The organism is Actinoplanes ianthinogenes, from assembly GCF_018324205.1.
Taxonomy (GTDB): Bacteria; Actinomycetota; Actinomycetes; order Mycobacteriales; family Micromonosporaceae; genus Actinoplanes; species Actinoplanes ianthinogenes.
In genome coordinates, this window is record NZ_AP023356.1 from 928,261 (window position 1) to 944,677 (window position 16,417).

At 74.1% G+C, this 16,417-nt stretch carries 13 protein-coding genes; 7 read left to right on the plus strand and 6 right to left on the minus strand.

Going from position 1 to position 16,417, the window contains the following annotated elements:
* Positions 1-199: 199 nt before the first annotated feature.
* From Aiant_RS04275 to Aiant_RS04305, 7 genes are read left to right on the plus strand one after another with little or no spacing between them, the layout of a single operon-like run.
* Positions 200-697: a chemotaxis protein CheW gene (locus Aiant_RS04275; protein WP_189331038.1), complete on the plus strand. Its 498-nt coding sequence runs from the start codon at positions 200-202 to the stop codon at positions 695-697.
* Complete coding sequence (locus Aiant_RS04280; protein WP_189331039.1) at positions 694-2,085, plus strand: CheR family methyltransferase; 1,392 nt, start codon at positions 694-696, stop codon at positions 2,083-2,085. Before Aiant_RS04275 ends, Aiant_RS04280 begins: the two co-directional genes overlap by 4 nt.
* Positions 2,082-2,612, plus strand: coding sequence for a chemotaxis protein CheW (locus Aiant_RS04285; protein WP_189331040.1), 531 nt, complete (start codon positions 2,082-2,084; stop codon positions 2,610-2,612). The genes Aiant_RS04280 and Aiant_RS04285 overlap by 4 nt, the downstream gene beginning before the upstream one ends.
* Positions 2,612-4,075, plus strand: a complete 1,464-nt coding sequence (locus Aiant_RS04290; RefSeq protein ID WP_189331041.1) for a methyl-accepting chemotaxis protein — start codon at positions 2,612-2,614, stop codon at positions 4,073-4,075. Before Aiant_RS04285 ends, Aiant_RS04290 begins: the two co-directional genes overlap by 1 nt.
* A 1-nt stretch (position 4,076) precedes the next feature.
* Positions 4,077-6,167, plus strand: coding sequence for a hybrid sensor histidine kinase/response regulator (locus Aiant_RS04295; RefSeq protein WP_189331042.1), 2,091 nt, complete (start codon positions 4,077-4,079; stop codon positions 6,165-6,167).
* Positions 6,164-7,234, plus strand: a complete 1,071-nt coding sequence (gene cheB, locus Aiant_RS04300) for a chemotaxis-specific protein-glutamate methyltransferase CheB (protein ID WP_189331043.1) — start codon at positions 6,164-6,166, stop codon at positions 7,232-7,234. The genes Aiant_RS04295 and cheB overlap by 4 nt, the downstream gene beginning before the upstream one ends.
* On the plus strand, positions 7,231-9,168 hold the full coding sequence (locus Aiant_RS04305) for a response regulator (RefSeq protein ID WP_189331044.1): 1,938 nt from the start codon (positions 7,231-7,233) through the stop codon (positions 9,166-9,168). The genes cheB and Aiant_RS04305 overlap by 4 nt, the downstream gene beginning before the upstream one ends.
* A 189-nt stretch (positions 9,169-9,357) precedes the next feature.
* Here Aiant_RS04305 and Aiant_RS04310 read toward each other — a convergent pair whose 3' ends face one another.
* The 6 genes from Aiant_RS04310 to Aiant_RS04335 form a co-directional block, all read right to left on the minus strand.
* Entirely contained in the window at positions 9,358-10,782 is a 1,425-nt protein-coding gene (locus Aiant_RS04310; protein ID WP_189331045.1) for a lipopolysaccharide biosynthesis protein, read from the minus strand.
* Positions 10,779-12,617: a hypothetical protein gene (locus Aiant_RS04315; RefSeq protein ID WP_189331046.1), complete on the minus strand. Its 1,839-nt coding sequence runs from the start codon at positions 12,615-12,617 to the stop codon at positions 10,779-10,781. Before Aiant_RS04315 ends, Aiant_RS04310 begins: the two co-directional genes overlap by 4 nt.
* A complete protein-coding gene (locus Aiant_RS04320; RefSeq protein WP_189331047.1) occupies positions 12,614-12,958 on the minus strand; it encodes a hypothetical protein in 345 nt (114 codons plus the stop codon). The genes Aiant_RS04315 and Aiant_RS04320 overlap by 4 nt, the downstream gene beginning before the upstream one ends.
* Positions 12,955-14,136 (minus strand): glycosyltransferase family 2 protein, encoded by a 1,182-nt coding sequence (locus tag Aiant_RS04325; protein WP_189331048.1) that lies wholly within the window; start codon positions 14,134-14,136, stop codon positions 12,955-12,957. Before Aiant_RS04325 ends, Aiant_RS04320 begins: the two co-directional genes overlap by 4 nt.
* A 67-nt stretch (positions 14,137-14,203) precedes the next feature.
* A complete protein-coding gene (locus Aiant_RS04330; protein WP_189331049.1) occupies positions 14,204-15,184 on the minus strand; it encodes a glycosyltransferase family 2 protein in 981 nt (326 codons plus the stop codon).
* 389 nt (positions 15,185-15,573) lie between these two features.
* On the minus strand, positions 15,574-16,353 hold the full coding sequence (locus Aiant_RS04335; protein WP_189331050.1) for a polysaccharide deacetylase family protein: 780 nt from the start codon (positions 16,351-16,353) through the stop codon (positions 15,574-15,576).
* Positions 16,354-16,417: the final 64 nt, after the last annotated feature.

Genomic DNA, 16,417 nt, shown 5'->3' on the forward strand with positions numbered 1-16,417 from the left:
AGGCCGCCGGCTCCGGTGCGCGCGGTGGGCGGCTGCCCACCGGGGCCGGCCCCACCCGCGAACGACGACGGCGGGTGGGGCTCCGGGCGTACCGAAAGCGCGGGAACAGTGCGGAGAGCGCACCGTGACGTGGGCAAATCGTCCGGCCAAAGCGAGCAAAGCTCGCGAAGGCGGATCTTCATCTCGGTAGCCTGAGGCCGTGGGGCAGCACGGACAGACGCTGGCTCCGGCCCTCGACGCCGGGGTGCTCGCGCTGGTCTTCCGCGCCGGGCCGCTGTATTGCGCGCTGCCGCTCGACGAGGTCGTCGAGACGATGCGGCCGCTGCCGACCCGGCCGCTCGCCGGCACCCCACCCTATGTGCGGGGGCTGACCATTCTGCGCGGCGAGCCGTCCCCGGTGATCGATGTGACCCGGCTGCTGACCGGCACCACGTCCGAGATTGATCGGTACGTGGCGGTGCGTGCCGGGCGCGGGCCGGTGGCCTGCGCGACCGGGCCGGTGCTCGGCGTGCGGCTGGTCGAGGCGACCCCGCCGGACGGGCCCAGCACCCTGTTCACCGGCGCGTCCCGTTCGCTGGTGGCGGCGGTCGGGACGGTCGGCACCGAGCCGCTGCTGGTGTTGCGCAGCATCCGGACGGTCCCGGACGAGGTGTGGGAGCTGGCGGCCCGGGACGCGGTGACGGGAGGCGCGGCGTGAGGGAGGACCCGCCGCTGGTGCGGTTCCGTGGCATTCTCGAGCAGCGGCTGGGCTGGGTCTCCGCGGACACCGAGGCGGTGCCGGTCCTGCCGGTCCTCGCCGAGCGGTCCGCGGCCCGCCGGATGTCCGAGAACGAGTATCTGAACCGGCTGTCCGTGCGGGACTGGCCGGAGGAGACCACGGTGCTGGCCGAGCGGCTCAGCATCACCGAGACCTACTTCTTCCGGCACGGCGACCAGTTCCGGGCGCTGACCGAGCGGGTGCTGCCGGAGCGGATCGCGGCCCGGTCCGGGCAGCGGGCGCTGCGGCTGCTGTCGGTCGGCTGCTCGTCCGGCGAGGAGGCGTACTCGCTGGCGATCGCGGCGCTTCAGGCCCGGCCCGCGCCGGACTGGATCGTGTCGGTGCTCGGCATCGACGCGAACCCGGAGATGCTGCGGCGGGCCGAGCAGGGGGTGTACTCGGAGTGGGCGCTGCGGGAGACGCCGGGCGAGGTGCGGCGGCGCTGGTTCCGCCCGGCCGGCGACGGGTTCCGGGTGCTGCCGGAGGTCGCCGCGACGGTCCGGTTCGCCGAGCACAACGTGGCCGCGCCGGACGACCCGCTGATCTGGCAGCCCGGCCGGTACGACGTCGTCCTCTGCCGCAACCTGCTGATGTACCTGACCCGGCCCACCGTCACCGGCCTGCTCCGGCGGATCACCGCCGCCCTGGCCCCGGGCGGCGCGCTCTTCCTCGGGCACACCGACTCGCTGGGCAGCGACCCGGACGGCCTCACCGTGGAGAGCTTCGGCGACACCGTCTATTACCGGCGCGCCGACCCACCGCCACCGGCGCGCCCGGAGCACCGGCCCCCGGTGGTCCGGCGGGAGCCCCCGCGTCAGCCGGTCGACGTCCACCCGCGGGCCCTGGAGCTGCTGCGGGACGAGAAGTTCACCGAGGCGCTCGACCTGATCCGCACCGCGCTCCCCCAGCGCAGGCCCCGTGACCTGCTGCTCTACGGCGTGCTGCTGGCACAGCGCGGCCGCCTGGCCGACGCCGGGGAGACCGCACGGGCGCTGATCGAGACCGGCGGGCCGGACCCGGACGCGCACCACCTGCTCGGCATCTGCCACGAGGTGGACGAGCCGGACGAGGCGGTCGGGCAGTACCGGCTGGCCGCCTACCTGGATCCCGGGTTCGCCATGCCCCGCCTGCGGCTGGGGCTGCTGGCCCGGCGGCGCGGGGACGGGCGGGACGCGGCGGCCGAGCTGGGCGCGGCGCTGGAGCTGCTGCCCCGGGAGAGCGACGAGCGGCTCACGCTGTTCGGCGGCGGGTTCGGGCGGCTCGCGCTGAGCTCGCTGTGCCGGACCGAGCTGGACGCGACGTCGTCGCGGAGCGGGACCTGGCGATGACCGACCAGATCCAGTCCCGGGTGGAGCAGCTGCGCGCCGACTTCGACCACTCGTTCTCGGTGCCGGCCCGGACGCTGGACGACGAGGGGATCGAGCTGCTGGCGATCGGGGCGGGTGGGCGGGCGTACGCGCTGCGTCTGTCCCAGACCTCCGGCCTCTACCCGGACCGCCCGGTCACCCCGCTGCCGACCACGGTGCCGGCGCTGCGCGGGCTGGCCGGTTTCGCCGGTGTCGTCGTCCCGGTCTACGACCTGGCGGCGCTGCTCGGGCACCCGATCGCCGACGAGCCCCGCTGGCTGGTCCTGGCCGCCGGCGCCCCGCCGCTGGCGCTCGCGTTCCACCAGCTCGACCACCACGTCCGGGTGCCGGCCCCCGACGTCGTGGACGGCTCCGGGGCCGGGACCCGGAGCTGCCTGCACGGCATGGTCCGGCTGCCGGACGGCGATCGGCCGATCGTCGACGTGCCGGCCACCCGCGCCCTGGCCCATCGGATGGCCGGGCATGAGCACCCGGAGGTGACCTCTTGATGGCCGGACACACCTTTGGCCGGAAGATCGGCGTCGGCGTCGGCATCACCAGCGCCCTGACCCTGCTCTCGGTGGTGCTGGCCGCCGTCGGCCTGCTGTTCGTGGTGACCGCCAAGGACCGGGTGATCGCGGCCGCCACCCACGAGCTGACCGGCGCGGAGAACCTGAACCGGCTGATGGAGAAGCGGCTGGCCGATTACCGGGGCTACATGCTGTACGCCACCCCGGAGTACGCCGACGCCACCGCGGCCGACCGCACCGACTTCCGCAGTCAGCTGGAGGAGCTGCGCACCGGCACCAGCGCCGCGGTCCGGGGCCTGGTGGACCGGGCGGGCGCCGCCGAGGAGAAGCACGCGGACTGGGTGTCCCAGGTGATGGCCGAGCGGGCCAGGACCAAGGATCCGCTGGTCGCCGCGCGGTTGAACAGCGCCCAGGCGGTGCCGCTGCGCAAGGAGGTGCAGACGGTGCTGGCCGAGCTGATCACCAAGGTGCGCGCCGACGTGGAGGCCGACCGCAGGCACTCGTCCCGGCAGGCCTCCATCGCGATCGCGGTGATCGTGGTGCTCGGCGTGCTCACCACCGGCAGCGCGGTCATGGTGGCCTGGCGGCTGAGCCGGGACCTGCGCCGCGAGGTGGGCGCCGCGGTCGGGCACATCCAGAGCTCGTCGGCGCAGCTGGAGGCGGCGGCCGCGCAGCAGGTGAACGGCGGCCGCGACCAGGCCAGCGCGATGAGCGAGATCACCACCACGATCAACGAGCTGCTGATCACCTCGCGGCAGATCGCGGACAGCGCCCAGCGGGTCTCCAAGATCGCCGAGGAGACCGAGACGGCGGCCCGCGACGGCGACGCCACCATCGACCAGACCCGGGCGTCGATCGTCGCGATCCGCACCCAGGTCGACCAGATCGTCCAGCACATGCTGGCGCTGGGCGAGAAGTCGCAGCAGATCGGCGGGGTGGTGGACCTGGTCTCGGAGCTGGCCGAGCAGACCAACATCCTGGCCATCAACGCCACCATCGAGGCAAGCGGCGCCGGCGAGTGGGGCCGCCGGTTCGCCGTGGTGGCCGAGGAGATCCGCAAGCTGGCCGACCGGACCGCCGCGTCGGCCAAGGAGATCCGGGCGCTGATCGAGGACGTCCGGGGCGCGGTGAACACCACGGTGATGGCCACCGAGATCGGGGCGAAGGCGGTGGACGCCGGGGCCCGGCAGTTCGACGACGCGACCAACTCGTTCCGGGAGATCGTGCAGCTGGTGGCGACCACGAACGACGCCACCCGGGAGATCGAGCTCTCCACCAAGCAGCAGACCACCGCGGTCGAGCAGGTCAACGTGGCCGCCTCGGACACCGCCCGGGTGTCCCGGGAGACTGAGGCCAGCGCGGTGCAGACCAAGCAGACCGCGGCGCACCTGAGCACCCTCTCCGGCGACCTGCTGGAGCTGGTCGGGACCCGGGGCCACTGAGATGCCGGAGAACCGGGATCCGCTGCGCTACTTCCGGATCGAGGCGCAGGAGCTGGTCGAGCAGATCAGCTCCGGGGTGCTCGACCTGGACCAGCGGCCCGGTCCGGAGCCGGTGGCGAAGCTGCTGCGGGTGGCGCACACGCTCAAGGGCGCGGCCCGGGTGGTGAAGCAGAAGCAGATCGCCGACCGGGCCCACGAGTTGGAGGAGATCCTGGTCCCGCACCGGGACTCGGCGGGTGCGCTGGCGGCCGACGAGATGCGCGAGCTGCTGCGCCTGAACGACGAGATCAGCGCCCAGGTGGCGGCCCTGTCCCAGCCGGTGGTCGCGGCCCCGCCGCCGCCCCCGGCTCCGATCCCGGAGCCGGCACCGGAGGCGGCACCGGAGGCGGCACCGGAGGCGGTGCCCGGCCCGGAGCCCATGGAGCCCGCGGCGCCGCGGTCCGTCACCGCCGACCTGGACGAGCTGCTGGACGCGATCACCGAGACGACCGCCCGGATGGCGCCGCTGCGGGCCGGCAGCCACCTCGTCGAACGCCTCCACCACACCGCCGAGACGCTCGCCGACCAGCTGCGCGGCGGCCGGACCGCGGCCGCCGTCACGCACGCCTCGGCTCGGCGGCTCGCCGGCGAGCTGGGCACCGCCGGGCGGCGGCTGATCGACGCGGTCGACCAGATCGAGCGTGAGCTGGACGACGTCCGGGCCAAGGCGGAGAGCCTGCGGCTGGTGCCGGCCGGGAGCATCTTCACGGCGCTGCGCCGGGCGGTCCGCGACGCCGCGGACAGCGAGGGCCGCCGGGTGCGGTTCGTGGCGCACGGCGCCGACGTCCGGATGGGCTCGCACCTGCTCGGCCCGGCCAGCGCCGCGTTCCTGCACGTGGTCCGCAACGCCGTGGTGCACGGCATCGAGCCGGCCGCGGAGCGGGTGGCCGCCGGGAAATCGCCGGAGGGCACGGTCACCTTCGAGGTGGAGCGGCAGGGCCGGTACGCCACCTTCCGCTGCACCGACGACGGGCGGGGCTTCGACGTGGCGGCGCTGCGCCGCCAGGCCGAGGCCCGGGGCCTGCCGGCGACCGGCGAGGCCGAGGTGCTCGACCAGGTGCTGCACGGCGGGCTGAGCACGTCGGCGGCGGTCACCGAGGTGTCCGGCCGGGCGATCGGGATGGACGTGCTGCGCGACGTCGCCGGTCAGCTGCGCGGCGAGGTGAAGATCCGCAGCACGCCCGGGGCCGGCGCGGTCGTCGAGCTGATCGTGCCGCTCGCGCTGCTGAGCATGACCGGCCTGCTGGTGGAGACCGCGGGCACGGTCGCCTCGCTGCCGCTGGACGCGGTCCGGGCCTGCGTGCGGCTCAGCGCCGCGGAGGCGGTCACCGCGGCGTCCACCGGCAAGCTGGTCTACCAGGACACCGCCGCGCCGTTCCGGCAGCTGGCCGAGGCCCTCTACACCGGACGGACGGTGCCGGACACCGCCGGGCCGGGGGCGGCGGTGCTGGTGGACAGCGGGGACGGCCTGGTCGCGGTCGGCGTGGACCGGCTCTGCGGCACGCACGCGCTGGTCGCCCGGCCGCTGCCGGAGCTGGCCCCGTCCACCCCGGCGATCGGCAGCGTCTCGGTCGACAGCGACGGCAACCCGCGGCTGGTCCTCGACCCGCCCGGGCTGGCCCGGGAGATGCTGCGCGGCGAGGGCACCGGTGCGCGGCCGGCCGCCGCGACGGTCGCCCCGCCGCTGCCGGTACTGGTCGTCGACGACTCGCTGACCACCCGGATGCTGGAGCGCAGCATCCTGGAGTCGGCCGGCTACGACGTGGACCTGGCCGCCTCCGCCGAGGAGGCGCTGGACCAGGCCCGGTCCCGCCGGTACGGCCTGTTCCTCACCGACATCGACATGCCCGGCATCGACGGCTTCACCTTCGTCGAGCGCACCCGCGCCGACCCGGAGCTGGCCGGCGTCCCGGCGATCCTGGTCAGCTCCCGGGCCAGCGCCGCCGACCGGGAGCGCGGGATGCGGGCCGGGGCCAGCGCGTACGTGGTCAAGGGCGAGTTCGACCAGGAGGAACTGCTCGCCCACATCCGCCGGCTGGTGGTCCGCGCATGATCCGGGTCCTGGTGGTGGAGGACTCCCTGACCATGCGCCACTACCTGCGTGAGGCGCTCGCCGCGGACCCGGAGTTGCAGGTGATCGGCGAGGCGGTGACCGGCGAGCAGGCGGTCGAGCTGACCGGCCGGCTGCGCCCGGACGTGATCACCATGGACATGATGCTGCCCGGGATCAGCGGGTTGCAGGCGACCGAGCACATCATGGCGGAGCACCCGACGCCGATCCTGGTGGTGTCGTCGGCGGACCGGCAGGAGCTGTTCAGCACGTACAACGCGCTCGCGGCGGGTGCGGTGGACGTGCTGGAGAAGCCGCGCGGGGACGACTCCGACGTGGACTGGTCACCGCGCTTACGGCGTACCGTAAGAATGGTTTCCCGGATCCGGGTGATCACGCATCCGCGAGCGCGGCTGGAGGGGCGGGCCCGGCCCGCGCCACCGCCCCCTCCCCCGGCCCCCGCCGCGGCCCCGGCCGCCACCGACGCGATGGCCGTGGTCGCCGTCGGCGCCTCGACCGGCGGGCCGGGCGCGCTCACCGAGCTGCTGCGCGACCTGCCGCCGCACTTCCGCACGCCGGTGCTGGTGGTGCAGCACATCGCGGCGAGCGAGCAGTTCGCGACGGCGTTCTCCGACTGGCTGGGCGGGCAGACCGGGCGCAACGTGCGTTACGCGGCCGACGGCCTGGCGGTGAGCGGGCTCGCCGGGCAGGTGCTGCTCGCCCCGCCGGACCGGCACCTTTACGTCAAGGACCACATCCTGCGGCTGTCCAGCGGCCCGCCCCGGCACTCCTGCCGCCCCTCGGTCGACGTGCTGTTCGAGTCGGTGGCCACCGAGTACGGCAACCTGGCGGCCGGCTGCCTGCTCACCGGCATGGGCCGGGACGGCGCGTCCGGGCTGCTCCAGATGCGTCAGCGCGGCGCGGTCACCTTCGCCCAGGACGAGCAGACCTGCGTGGTCTACGGCATGCCGCGGGAGGCGGCGCTGCTCGGCGCGGCCACGTACGTGCTGTCCCCGGCGCGGATCTCGGCGAGGCTGGCCGGGCTGCGTCCGGCGGGGAGCCGTCGATGAAGCCGACCGTGCTGATCGTCGACGACAGCCTGACCGTGCGGATGGACCTGCACGACGCGTTCTCCGACGACGGGTTCCGGACGATCCTGTGCGCGACCGGCGCGGAGGCGCGGGCCGCGTTCGCCCGGGACGAGTTCGACGCCGCGATCCTGGACGTGCTGCTGCCCGACGCCGACGGCCTGGAGCTGCTCACCGAGCTGCGCGGCTCGACCGCGCACGCCGAGGTGGTGACCATGCTGCTGTCGGTGGAGAGCGAGGTCACCGACCGGCTGGCCGGGCTGCGGATCGGCGCGGACGAGTACGTCGGGAAACCGTACGACGCCGGGTACGTGGTGGCCCGCACCCGGCAGTTGCTCGGCGACGGCCCGGACAGCTCCGACGGCGGAACCACCATCCTGGTCATCGACGACAGCACCACGTTCCGTGAGCGGCTGCGTGATCTGCTCGAACCCGAGGGCTACACGGTGCTGACCGCGGCCACCGGCGAGGAGGGCCTGCGGATGGCCGCCGACCGCCGGCCGAACGCGGTGATCGTGGACGGCGTGATGCCCGGCATCGACGGCGCCACGGTGATCCGCCGGATCCGGCTCGACCCGGCGCTGCGCGACACCCCGTGCCTGCTGATGACCGCGGCCGACGACTACGCCACCGAGATGCAGATGCTGGAGGCCGGCGCCGACGCGTTCGTCCGCAAGCAGCAGGATCTCGCGGTGGTCCTGGCGAAGCTGGCCGCGGTGCTGCGGCAGGCCGCCGAGCAGCTGCCGATCGGGGCGATCGGCAGCCTGCACGGGCCGGGCAAGGTCCTCATCATCAGCCCGGACCGCGCCGAGCTGGAGGTGTGGGCCGAGACGCTGCGCGCCGACGGCTACGACATCGTCCAGAGCGGCGCCGTCGAGGACGCCCTGGAGCTGCTCGCCGAGCAGCCCGTCGACTGCATCGTGCTCGGCCTCGACGACGACCTGCCCGGCGCCCGCGCGGCCTGCCGCCGGATCCGCGAGGTGCCGCAGGTCGGCGAGCTCCCCCTGGTGATGACCGGCGGCGACGACGCGATGCTGGACTGCCTGGCGGCCGGCGCCGACGACTACGTGCGGCAGCCCGACGTCCCGGAGGGGCTGCGGGTGCACGTCCGCGCGCAGATCCGCCGCAAGCAGTCGCACGACGAGGCCCGCCGGATCCGCGAGGAGCTGATGCGCCGCGAGCTGGACGCGGCGCAGGAGCGCGCGGCCCGCGAGCTGGCCGAGGCCCGGGCCGCGATGGTCGAGGAACTGGAGTGGCGCAACCGGGAGCTGGAGGCGTTCTCCGGCTCGGTCTCGCACGACCTGCGCGGCCCGCTCCAGGTGATCTCGAGTTTCGCCGAGCACATGCTCGAGGAGGCCGACGACGAGCAGCTCGGCGAGCAGACCCGGCACCGGCTGACCCGCATCCACGCGGCCGCGCTGCGGATGGCCGACCTGGTCGAGTCCCTGCTGATCCTGGCCCGCGCCAGCCGCGGCGAGCTGCGCCGCACCACGTTCGACCTGACCGCGACGGCCCGCCAGGTGTGCGCCGAGGTGGCCGCCCGCGACCCGGATCACAAGGTCGACTTCGAGGTCCAGGAGGGCATGTCCGCCGACGCCGACGAGGGCCTGGTCCGGGTCATCCTGGAGAACCTGGTGAACAACGCGGTCAAGTTCACCCGCAAGATCGAGCACCCGGTGATCACGGTGGGCTGTCAGGACGGCCGCTTCTTCGTCCGCGACAACGGCGCCGGTTTCCCGGCCGGCAAGGCGGGCGAGCTGTTCCGCCCGTTCGCCCGCCTGCACGACGCCCGCGACTTCCCCGGCACCGGCATCGGCCTGACGACGGTGCACCGCGCGGTCGAACGCCACGGCGGCGAGATCCACGCGGAGGGCGAGGAGGGCCGGGGCGCCACGTTCTGGTTCACCCTCCCCTGACCGCACCGGCTCACGGTCCGCTTCCCGGTTCCCGGCCGCGATCGGCGATTTTTCGGTACGACTCGGAGTCCCGTGGCCGTCGGCTCGCCAGGCCCGGCCCCCACCGGACCGCCCCGCGTCTCATGCGGGTCCGCGGCCCCGCCCGGAGGCGTCGAGCGCGGCCCGGACGGCTGACGGCGAGACGCTGCGCTAGGCGGTCTCCCGGCGCAGGGCGCGCAGGACCAGCAGGAACCAGATCAGGGCGGCGGCGCCGCCGATCCAGCGCAGGGCCAGGGTCGCCGGGGTCTCGGGCAGCGCGGCGACGCCGAGGGTGAGCGCCACCCCGCCGGTGAGTTGCAGGCGGATGCGGGCCGGGGTGGGCGGGATCGCCAGGCGGCGGCTGAACAGAATCAGGATCAAGAACAGGCTCGCGTACGCGATGAGCGTCGCCCCCGCCGCGCCGGCCAGCCCCCAGATGGGCACGAAGAGCAGGTTGAGCAGGACGTTCAGCACCGCGGCGGCGATCGTGGCGGCCGCGGTGACCACGGTGCGGCCCTGGGCGGTCAGGGCCTGGACCACGGCGAGCTGGGCGGTGAACGGGACGGCGGCGAGCAGGACCAGCGCCATCACGAAGCTGAGCTGTTCGGTGTGGTAGGACGCCGGCGCCCACAGGTGCGCCACCAGCGGCGCGCCGAAAGCGAAGCCGGCCAGCACCGGCACCATCAGCCGGTACAGGGCGTCGCGGCCGGCCGCCACCGCGGTGCGCCGCTCCGTCTCGTCGGCGATGCCAAAGAAACGCGGCATCCAGGCGGTGTTCAGGATCGACAGCAGCAGCATCGGCATCGAGGCGACGTTGTAGGCGACCTGGTACCGGGCGACCGCCTCGGCGCTGAGCTGGGCGCCGATGATCAGCCGGTCCGAGGTGTTCAGCAGGAACGTGCTCATCTCGGCCGGCACCAGCGGCAGCGCGAAGCGCAGCGCCCGGTCCAGCAGGTCCCGGCGCCACCAGCCGGCCACGGCCGGCCGGGCCAGCAGGATCCCGGTCAGCGCGGCGGTGCCCTGTGCGCCGACCGCGCTCCACAGGAAGACCTCGGCCGACGGGTGGTAGAAGTGGATCGCCGCGAGGCTCGCCACGTTCAGCACCACCGACTGGAAGAACGTCACCGAGACGAACGCGCCCAGCCGGTCCTGGCTGCGCAGCAGCGCCAGCGTCACCGCGGTGGCGGCGGCCGCCCCGGCCCAGAGCACGCCGAGCCGGACCGGCCCGAGGTCGGCGGCCAGGCCCAGCGGCCCGCTCCACCACGGCGCGGTGCTCCAGCCCAGCGCCGTGACCGCCGCCGCGACCAGCAGGGCCGTGGCGGTGAGCTGCCGCGCGCCGAGCGGGTTGCGGTGGGCGGCGTACTCCCGCTGCACCGCGGATTGCAGGCTCAGCCCGGCGAAGACGAAGACCACCTGGTGGATCGCGATCGCCGCGGTGACCGTGCCGTACTGGCCGACGCCGAGGACCCGGGTGATCAACGGGGTGCAGAGCGCCGCGAAGACCAGCTGGGTGGCGTACAGGATCATGTACAGCGATTCCCGGCCCAGCAGCTTCGCCAGGTGCCCGCGCGTCTGTGCCGCGTCGGTCACCGTCACGAGGTCACCAGTTCGTAGATGGTGACACCGCCGTCCGAGTAGATCCGCTTGAACTGCGGCGACGCGGCGACCGCCGATTCCAGGTCGGCCAGCGCGCCGTCCGGGGTGAGCCGGAAGACGTGGGCGTACCGGGTGAGGATCGGCGCGAAGATGACGTAGCCGCGCGGCGAGTAGTTGTTGATCACGTACTTGATCTGGTCGACGTCCCGCGGCGAGCCCAGCGCGCGGTAGCGCATGACCTCGGTGCGCAGCAGGTTCGGGTCGTCGTCCGACTTGGGACCGCGGAACTGGTAGTAGTTCGGCGCGCCGCGCAGCGGGGTGCCCGGCGCGGCGGCGACCAGCACGCTGTCCGGGGTGGCGTTGCGATAGAACCACTCCATCGCCTTCGCCTCGGCCCGGCTCACCAGGGCCAGCTCGGCCGAGCCCAGCCAGGCCGGGACGAACATGGCGGCCGACATCAGCAGCACCAGGGCGGCGGCGATGCCCCTCGGCGCCCGGCGGCGGGTCGCGACCGGTTCGCGGACCACCAGCAGGGCGACCGCGATCGACGCCCAGGGCAGCCAGAACAGGATGACCCGCAGGATGCCCTCACCGCCGTAGCCCTGGCCGAAGAGCAGGGCGAACGGCGAGAACGCGGCGACCGCCAGGCCGAGCGCCAGCCGCAGGTCCTCGCGCCGGGCGGTACGCACCAGGCCGGCGACGCTGAGCAGCAGCAGGAATCCGGTCAGCGCCCGGCCGGCCCAGGCGTTGATCTGCTTGCCGAGGAGCGGGCTGACGTCGTACGTCGCCAGGTGCGCCGCGTTCTTGAACGGGTTGAGGCTGGTGAAGATCCCGTACCGGGTCTGGATGTAGTCGAAGTGGAAGGCCAGGTAGGCGGCCGCGACCAGGCCCAGCGCCACCGGCAGCCACCAGGGCCGGATCCGCCCGAGCAGGACCAGCGCGGTCACCGTCAGCAGGATCATGAACGGGGACAGCTGGTGGCTCACCACCACCGCCGCGAACAGCACCAGCACCACGAGGACCGCGACCGGCCGCGGCCAGCGCCCGCCCTCGACCCGGGAGGCAGCGGTGGCCGGGCGGCGGATCAGGCGTCCGGCCCAGCGCTCGGCGAGGCGCCCGAACGGCGTGGGCCGGTGGTCGCCGAGGTGCCGGACCGCGATCCAGAAGATCGCCAGAGCCAGCGTGTACGCGAACGTCTGCGGCGAGTAGTACTCCTGGCCGACCCAGTTGGCCGTCACGAAGATCGTGGCGGCGGCCCAGCCGATCCGGCGCCGCCCGGTGAGCGCGGTGCCGATCATGGCGACCAGCAGGCCGTGCAGCAGCGGGAAGAGCACCTCGACCCAGGCGACGTAGCCGGTCGGGGTGGCGGTGCCGGTGATCCAGGACAGGAACGCGCCGAACGCGAAGAACCCGGGCCACCGGTGGTAGATGTCGATCGACCAGTTCACCGACCCGTGCGCGGTGATGTACTCGGTGACGCCGAGGTGCTTGTAGACGTACGGGAAGTCCGGGGCCTGCGCCAGGAACGGCATCGTGCCGTACAGCAGCAGGACGATCGCGGTGACGTAGGCCATCGCCATCGGGACCCGGAACGCCGGGGCGACCAGGGCCCGGGCGGCGCCGATCAGGACCAGGACCAGCCCGGCGTACCAGAGCCAGGGCAGGGCCGGCAGCAGGCCGTACTCGCCCAGGTTGCTCGCGTCGAGGCCGCGGATCGCGAGGAAGGCGACCGGCAGCCCGGCCAGCGGCAGCCAGCCGAGCACCTTCGCGGCCGGCGTGGCCGGGCGGGGCGCGGTCAGGACGACGGTCCGTTCGGCGTCGGCGAGCGTGGTCACGCGGGCACCCCTTGCAGCCGGCGGCGCAGGTCGAGGAGGAGGAGCACGGCGGAGGCCGCGCCGAGCACGGCGCCGAGCACGGCGGGCCGCCAGCCCAGCCAGAGCATCGGGAAGGCGCCCAGGGCCACCACGGCGAGGCTCAGGCTGATCGCGATGCCGAACCACTGCCCGACGTCGCCGACCCGGAGCAGGGTGATGATCGCCCCGCCGGGCACCAGCAGGACCGTGATCAGGGCGATCGCGGTACGCGGGCCGGAGCTGCCGGCCTGGGTCAGCGCCGCGGTGGCGGCGAGCAGCAGGAGCAGCACCACGTCCGCGGCGGTGCGGTGCCGGGCGCTCACGCGGCGGCCTTCCGGGGTCCGCGGACGCGGCTGTGCAGGTAGGCGAACGGGCCACGGGCCACGCCCGCGAGTTCGAGAACGGTCAGCGACACCGGGTACGACCGGGTCCGGCCGGCGTTCTTCGGGCTGCCCGGGCCGAGCAGGTGGCGCAGCCCGGCGACGAGCCGGCCGGCCAGTTCCCGGCGCTCCTGCGGGCTGGTCGCCCAGCGCTTGGCCACCATGGCCGCCATGCCCACGCCGTAACTGTGGATCTGCCGGCGCAGCGACCGCTCGTCCGGGTGGTGCCGGTGCCAGACCAGCGCGGCCGGCTCGTAGCGCAGCATCCGCCCGGACCGCACCACGCTGAGGTGGATGTCGAGGTCCTCGCCGCCCAGCGCCGGGGTGCCCATGCCGAGCGTCTCGTCGAAGCCGCCCAGGGCACGCAGGTCGGCGACACGGAACGAGCTGTTCGCCCCGGTCCCGAACACCCCGGCCGCGTACGGGTAGAGCGCACCCGGCCCGCGGTGCTCGTGCAGGTCGAAGTCGCGTACCTGAAAGCCCTTGGCGAACCCGCCGAACTCCTCGAAGATCAGCTGCGCCGGGGTGGCCAGCTCCAGCGGCAGGATCAGCCCGGTGACGCAGGCGATCCGCTCGTCCTGGGCGAACGCCGAGGTCAGCGACTCCACCCAGCGGCTGTCCAGCACCACGTCGTCGTCGGTGTAGGCGACGATCTCGCCGGTCGCCGCGGCCAGCCCGGCGTTGCGAGCCCGGGACAGCCCGGGCTGCGGCTCGCGGACCAGCACCACCTCGGTGAACCCCTCGGCGGCCAGGAACTCGGCGACGCCGGAGGTGGCCGGCCGGTTGTCCACCACCACGGTCTGCACCGGCGCCACGGTCTGCGCCCGCACCCCGCGCAGGGTCCGGGCCAGCGACGCGCTGGCCACGCAGGTGGTGACCACCACGGTCGCGGTCGGCACCCGGCCCGGCGTCGCGGACGCGCGGGCCAGGGTCGCGGCCCGGTCCGGCGCCGCCTGCCGGATCAGCGCCGTCACCTCGTCCGGCGCCAGCCCGGCGGCGGGCACGGTGACCGGCAGGAAGGCGACCGGCCGCCCGCCGTCGCGGACCAGGAGGCGGGCCGGGCCGCCCTCCGGCAGCGCCGGCGCGGGCTCGGTGAGCTCCACCTGAACGATCCGTACCATCAAGGCTCCTTGTCGTGTGCTGCGCGGGGAAGTTCGGCGGGACCGGCCGCGAGGTGAGCGGAAATGATCAGCGGGTCAGGCTGCCGCGCAGGTAGCCGGCGCCGGTGGCGACCAGGCCGCAGAGCACGGCCGCGCCCGGACCGGCGGCGGCGAACCGGCCGCGGGCCACGCCGAGCAGGCTGCGGCCGACCGCGCGGGGCAGGATCCGGCTGACGTACCGGCGCTCGCTGGACAACCCGTCCCCGGCGCCGACCAGGCGGGACACCATCGCCTTGGAGACGCCCTCGCTGTAGCAGCGGCGCAGGAAGTAGCGCCAGGTGGTCCGGTCCGGGGTGACCCGGTGCCGGACGCGGGCGTCCGGCAGGTGGTGGATGGCGGCGCCGGGCAGTTGCTGGCGCACCCGGATGCAGAGCTCGGTCTCCTCGCAGCCCAGCGGCAGGGTGCCGACCCGGCCGACGTCGGTGGAGAACGGGCCGACCCGCTCCAGCACCCCGCGCCGGAACGCCATCGCCGCGCCGATCACGTTGCGCACCTCGGCCCGCTCGGTGGGCAGCCCGACGTACGCGCAGCCGACCACCCAGTCGAACTCGGGCGGGAACCACCACGGCCGGTGCACGGCGGGCCAGGCCGGGACCGGTGTGCCGCCGACCGCCGCGACCCGCTGGTCGGCCAGCGCGGCGACCATGGTCGTCACCAGGCCCGGCTCCGCGGTGGCGTCGTCGTCCAGGAAGATCACGATGTCGTGCCGGGCCGCCGCGACCCCGGTGTTGCGGGCGCCGGAGAGCCCCTGCTTGCCGGTGTTCGACAGCACGCGCAGCCAGGGCGTGCTGTCGTACCGGGCCTCCAGCCCGGCGCGCAGCTCCAGGTTGTGGTCGACCACGAGGACCACCTCGTCGTACCCGCCGAGCTGCGGGCGCACCGACTCGACCGCGGCCAGCACGTCGTCCCACCGGCGCATCGTGTAGGCGCAGATGAGCACCGACACCGGCTCCCGCCGTGGCGTGCCGGCCGCCGGAACGATCGGGGTGAAGACGCGTTCCGTGGTCATCTGATGTCCGCCTCTTTACGAATGGAGAACAACATGCTGCACCGAAACGGAACCAAAATGGTTTCGCCGATCGTGCGCCCGTGCCGCGCCGATCGGCATCACCCGCTCATCACAACGGGCACGCGGAGTCGTCCGGCGGATGCCCGGCCGTGCGGGATCCCGCCGCCGACGGATGACCAGGCACCGGCCGATCGGCGGTAAAGGTGCAGCTCAGAGCCGGTTTTGCCGAATGTCGCAAAGCGGCCGGGAAAGGCCTCCGGTCGAGTACCACGCAGGCGGCGACAATGCGGACACCAGCGGTCAGCAGATCACGGAAATCAGCGAAAGAGACAGGCGGAAATCATTCCGCCATTCACCGCAACGGCGCCCGGAAAACGCCGTCACAAAGGTCACACGGTGATTTTCCAACCCTCGATCGGGTGCGCCACCGGGCGCCCGGCGTATCGGGCGTAGCGGACCGCGCGGTACGCCGTGGTGATCAGGCGCTCGCCGTGCCAGGCCGGTGGGGCGCCGGCGCCGGACAGCACCGCGGCGACCTCGCCGCGGGTGGTCGCGGCCCGCACGGTGTAGCGGGCGATCGTGAACGGCTCGTCCGCGGCGTGCGACAGCGCGTTCTTCACGGCGAACGCGGCGTCGAACCCGGCGTCGCGCACCGCGGCCACGGTCTGCCGCCGGTGGCTGCCGTGCGGGAACGCGAACGACGTCACCGGACCGCCGAGCAGGTCCTCCAGCGCGGTCTTGCTCGCGCCGATCTCGTCCCGCGCCGCCCGGCGCCCGAGCAGGTCGAGATGCGGATGGGTGACCGAGTGCGCGCCGACCTCGACCGAGCCGCCGGCGGCCACATCGCGGACGGCCGCCGCGGAGAGCATCCCGGTCGTGCCGATCCAGCCGGTGGTCACGAAGATCGTGGCGGGCAGGCCGAACTCGGCCAGGATCGGCGCCGCCTCGTCGGCGAAGTCGGCGAACCCGTCGTCGAACGTGATCAGCACCGGCCGGTCCGGCATCGCCGCCGCACCACGCAGCGCGGCGGCGTACCGGGTGGCGGTCAGCGGGGTGCGCCCGGAGGCCACCACGGCCGCCATGTCCTCGCGGAAGTCGGCGGCCGCCACCTGCCACGGGTCGTCGCGCCGGGTGGCCGAGACCGAGTGGTACAGGAGCACCGGGATCACACCCGATGCCCCTGTGCCGCGGTCGGACGGTGACATCGGGCGCTCCTGGAGGACTACGACGGTT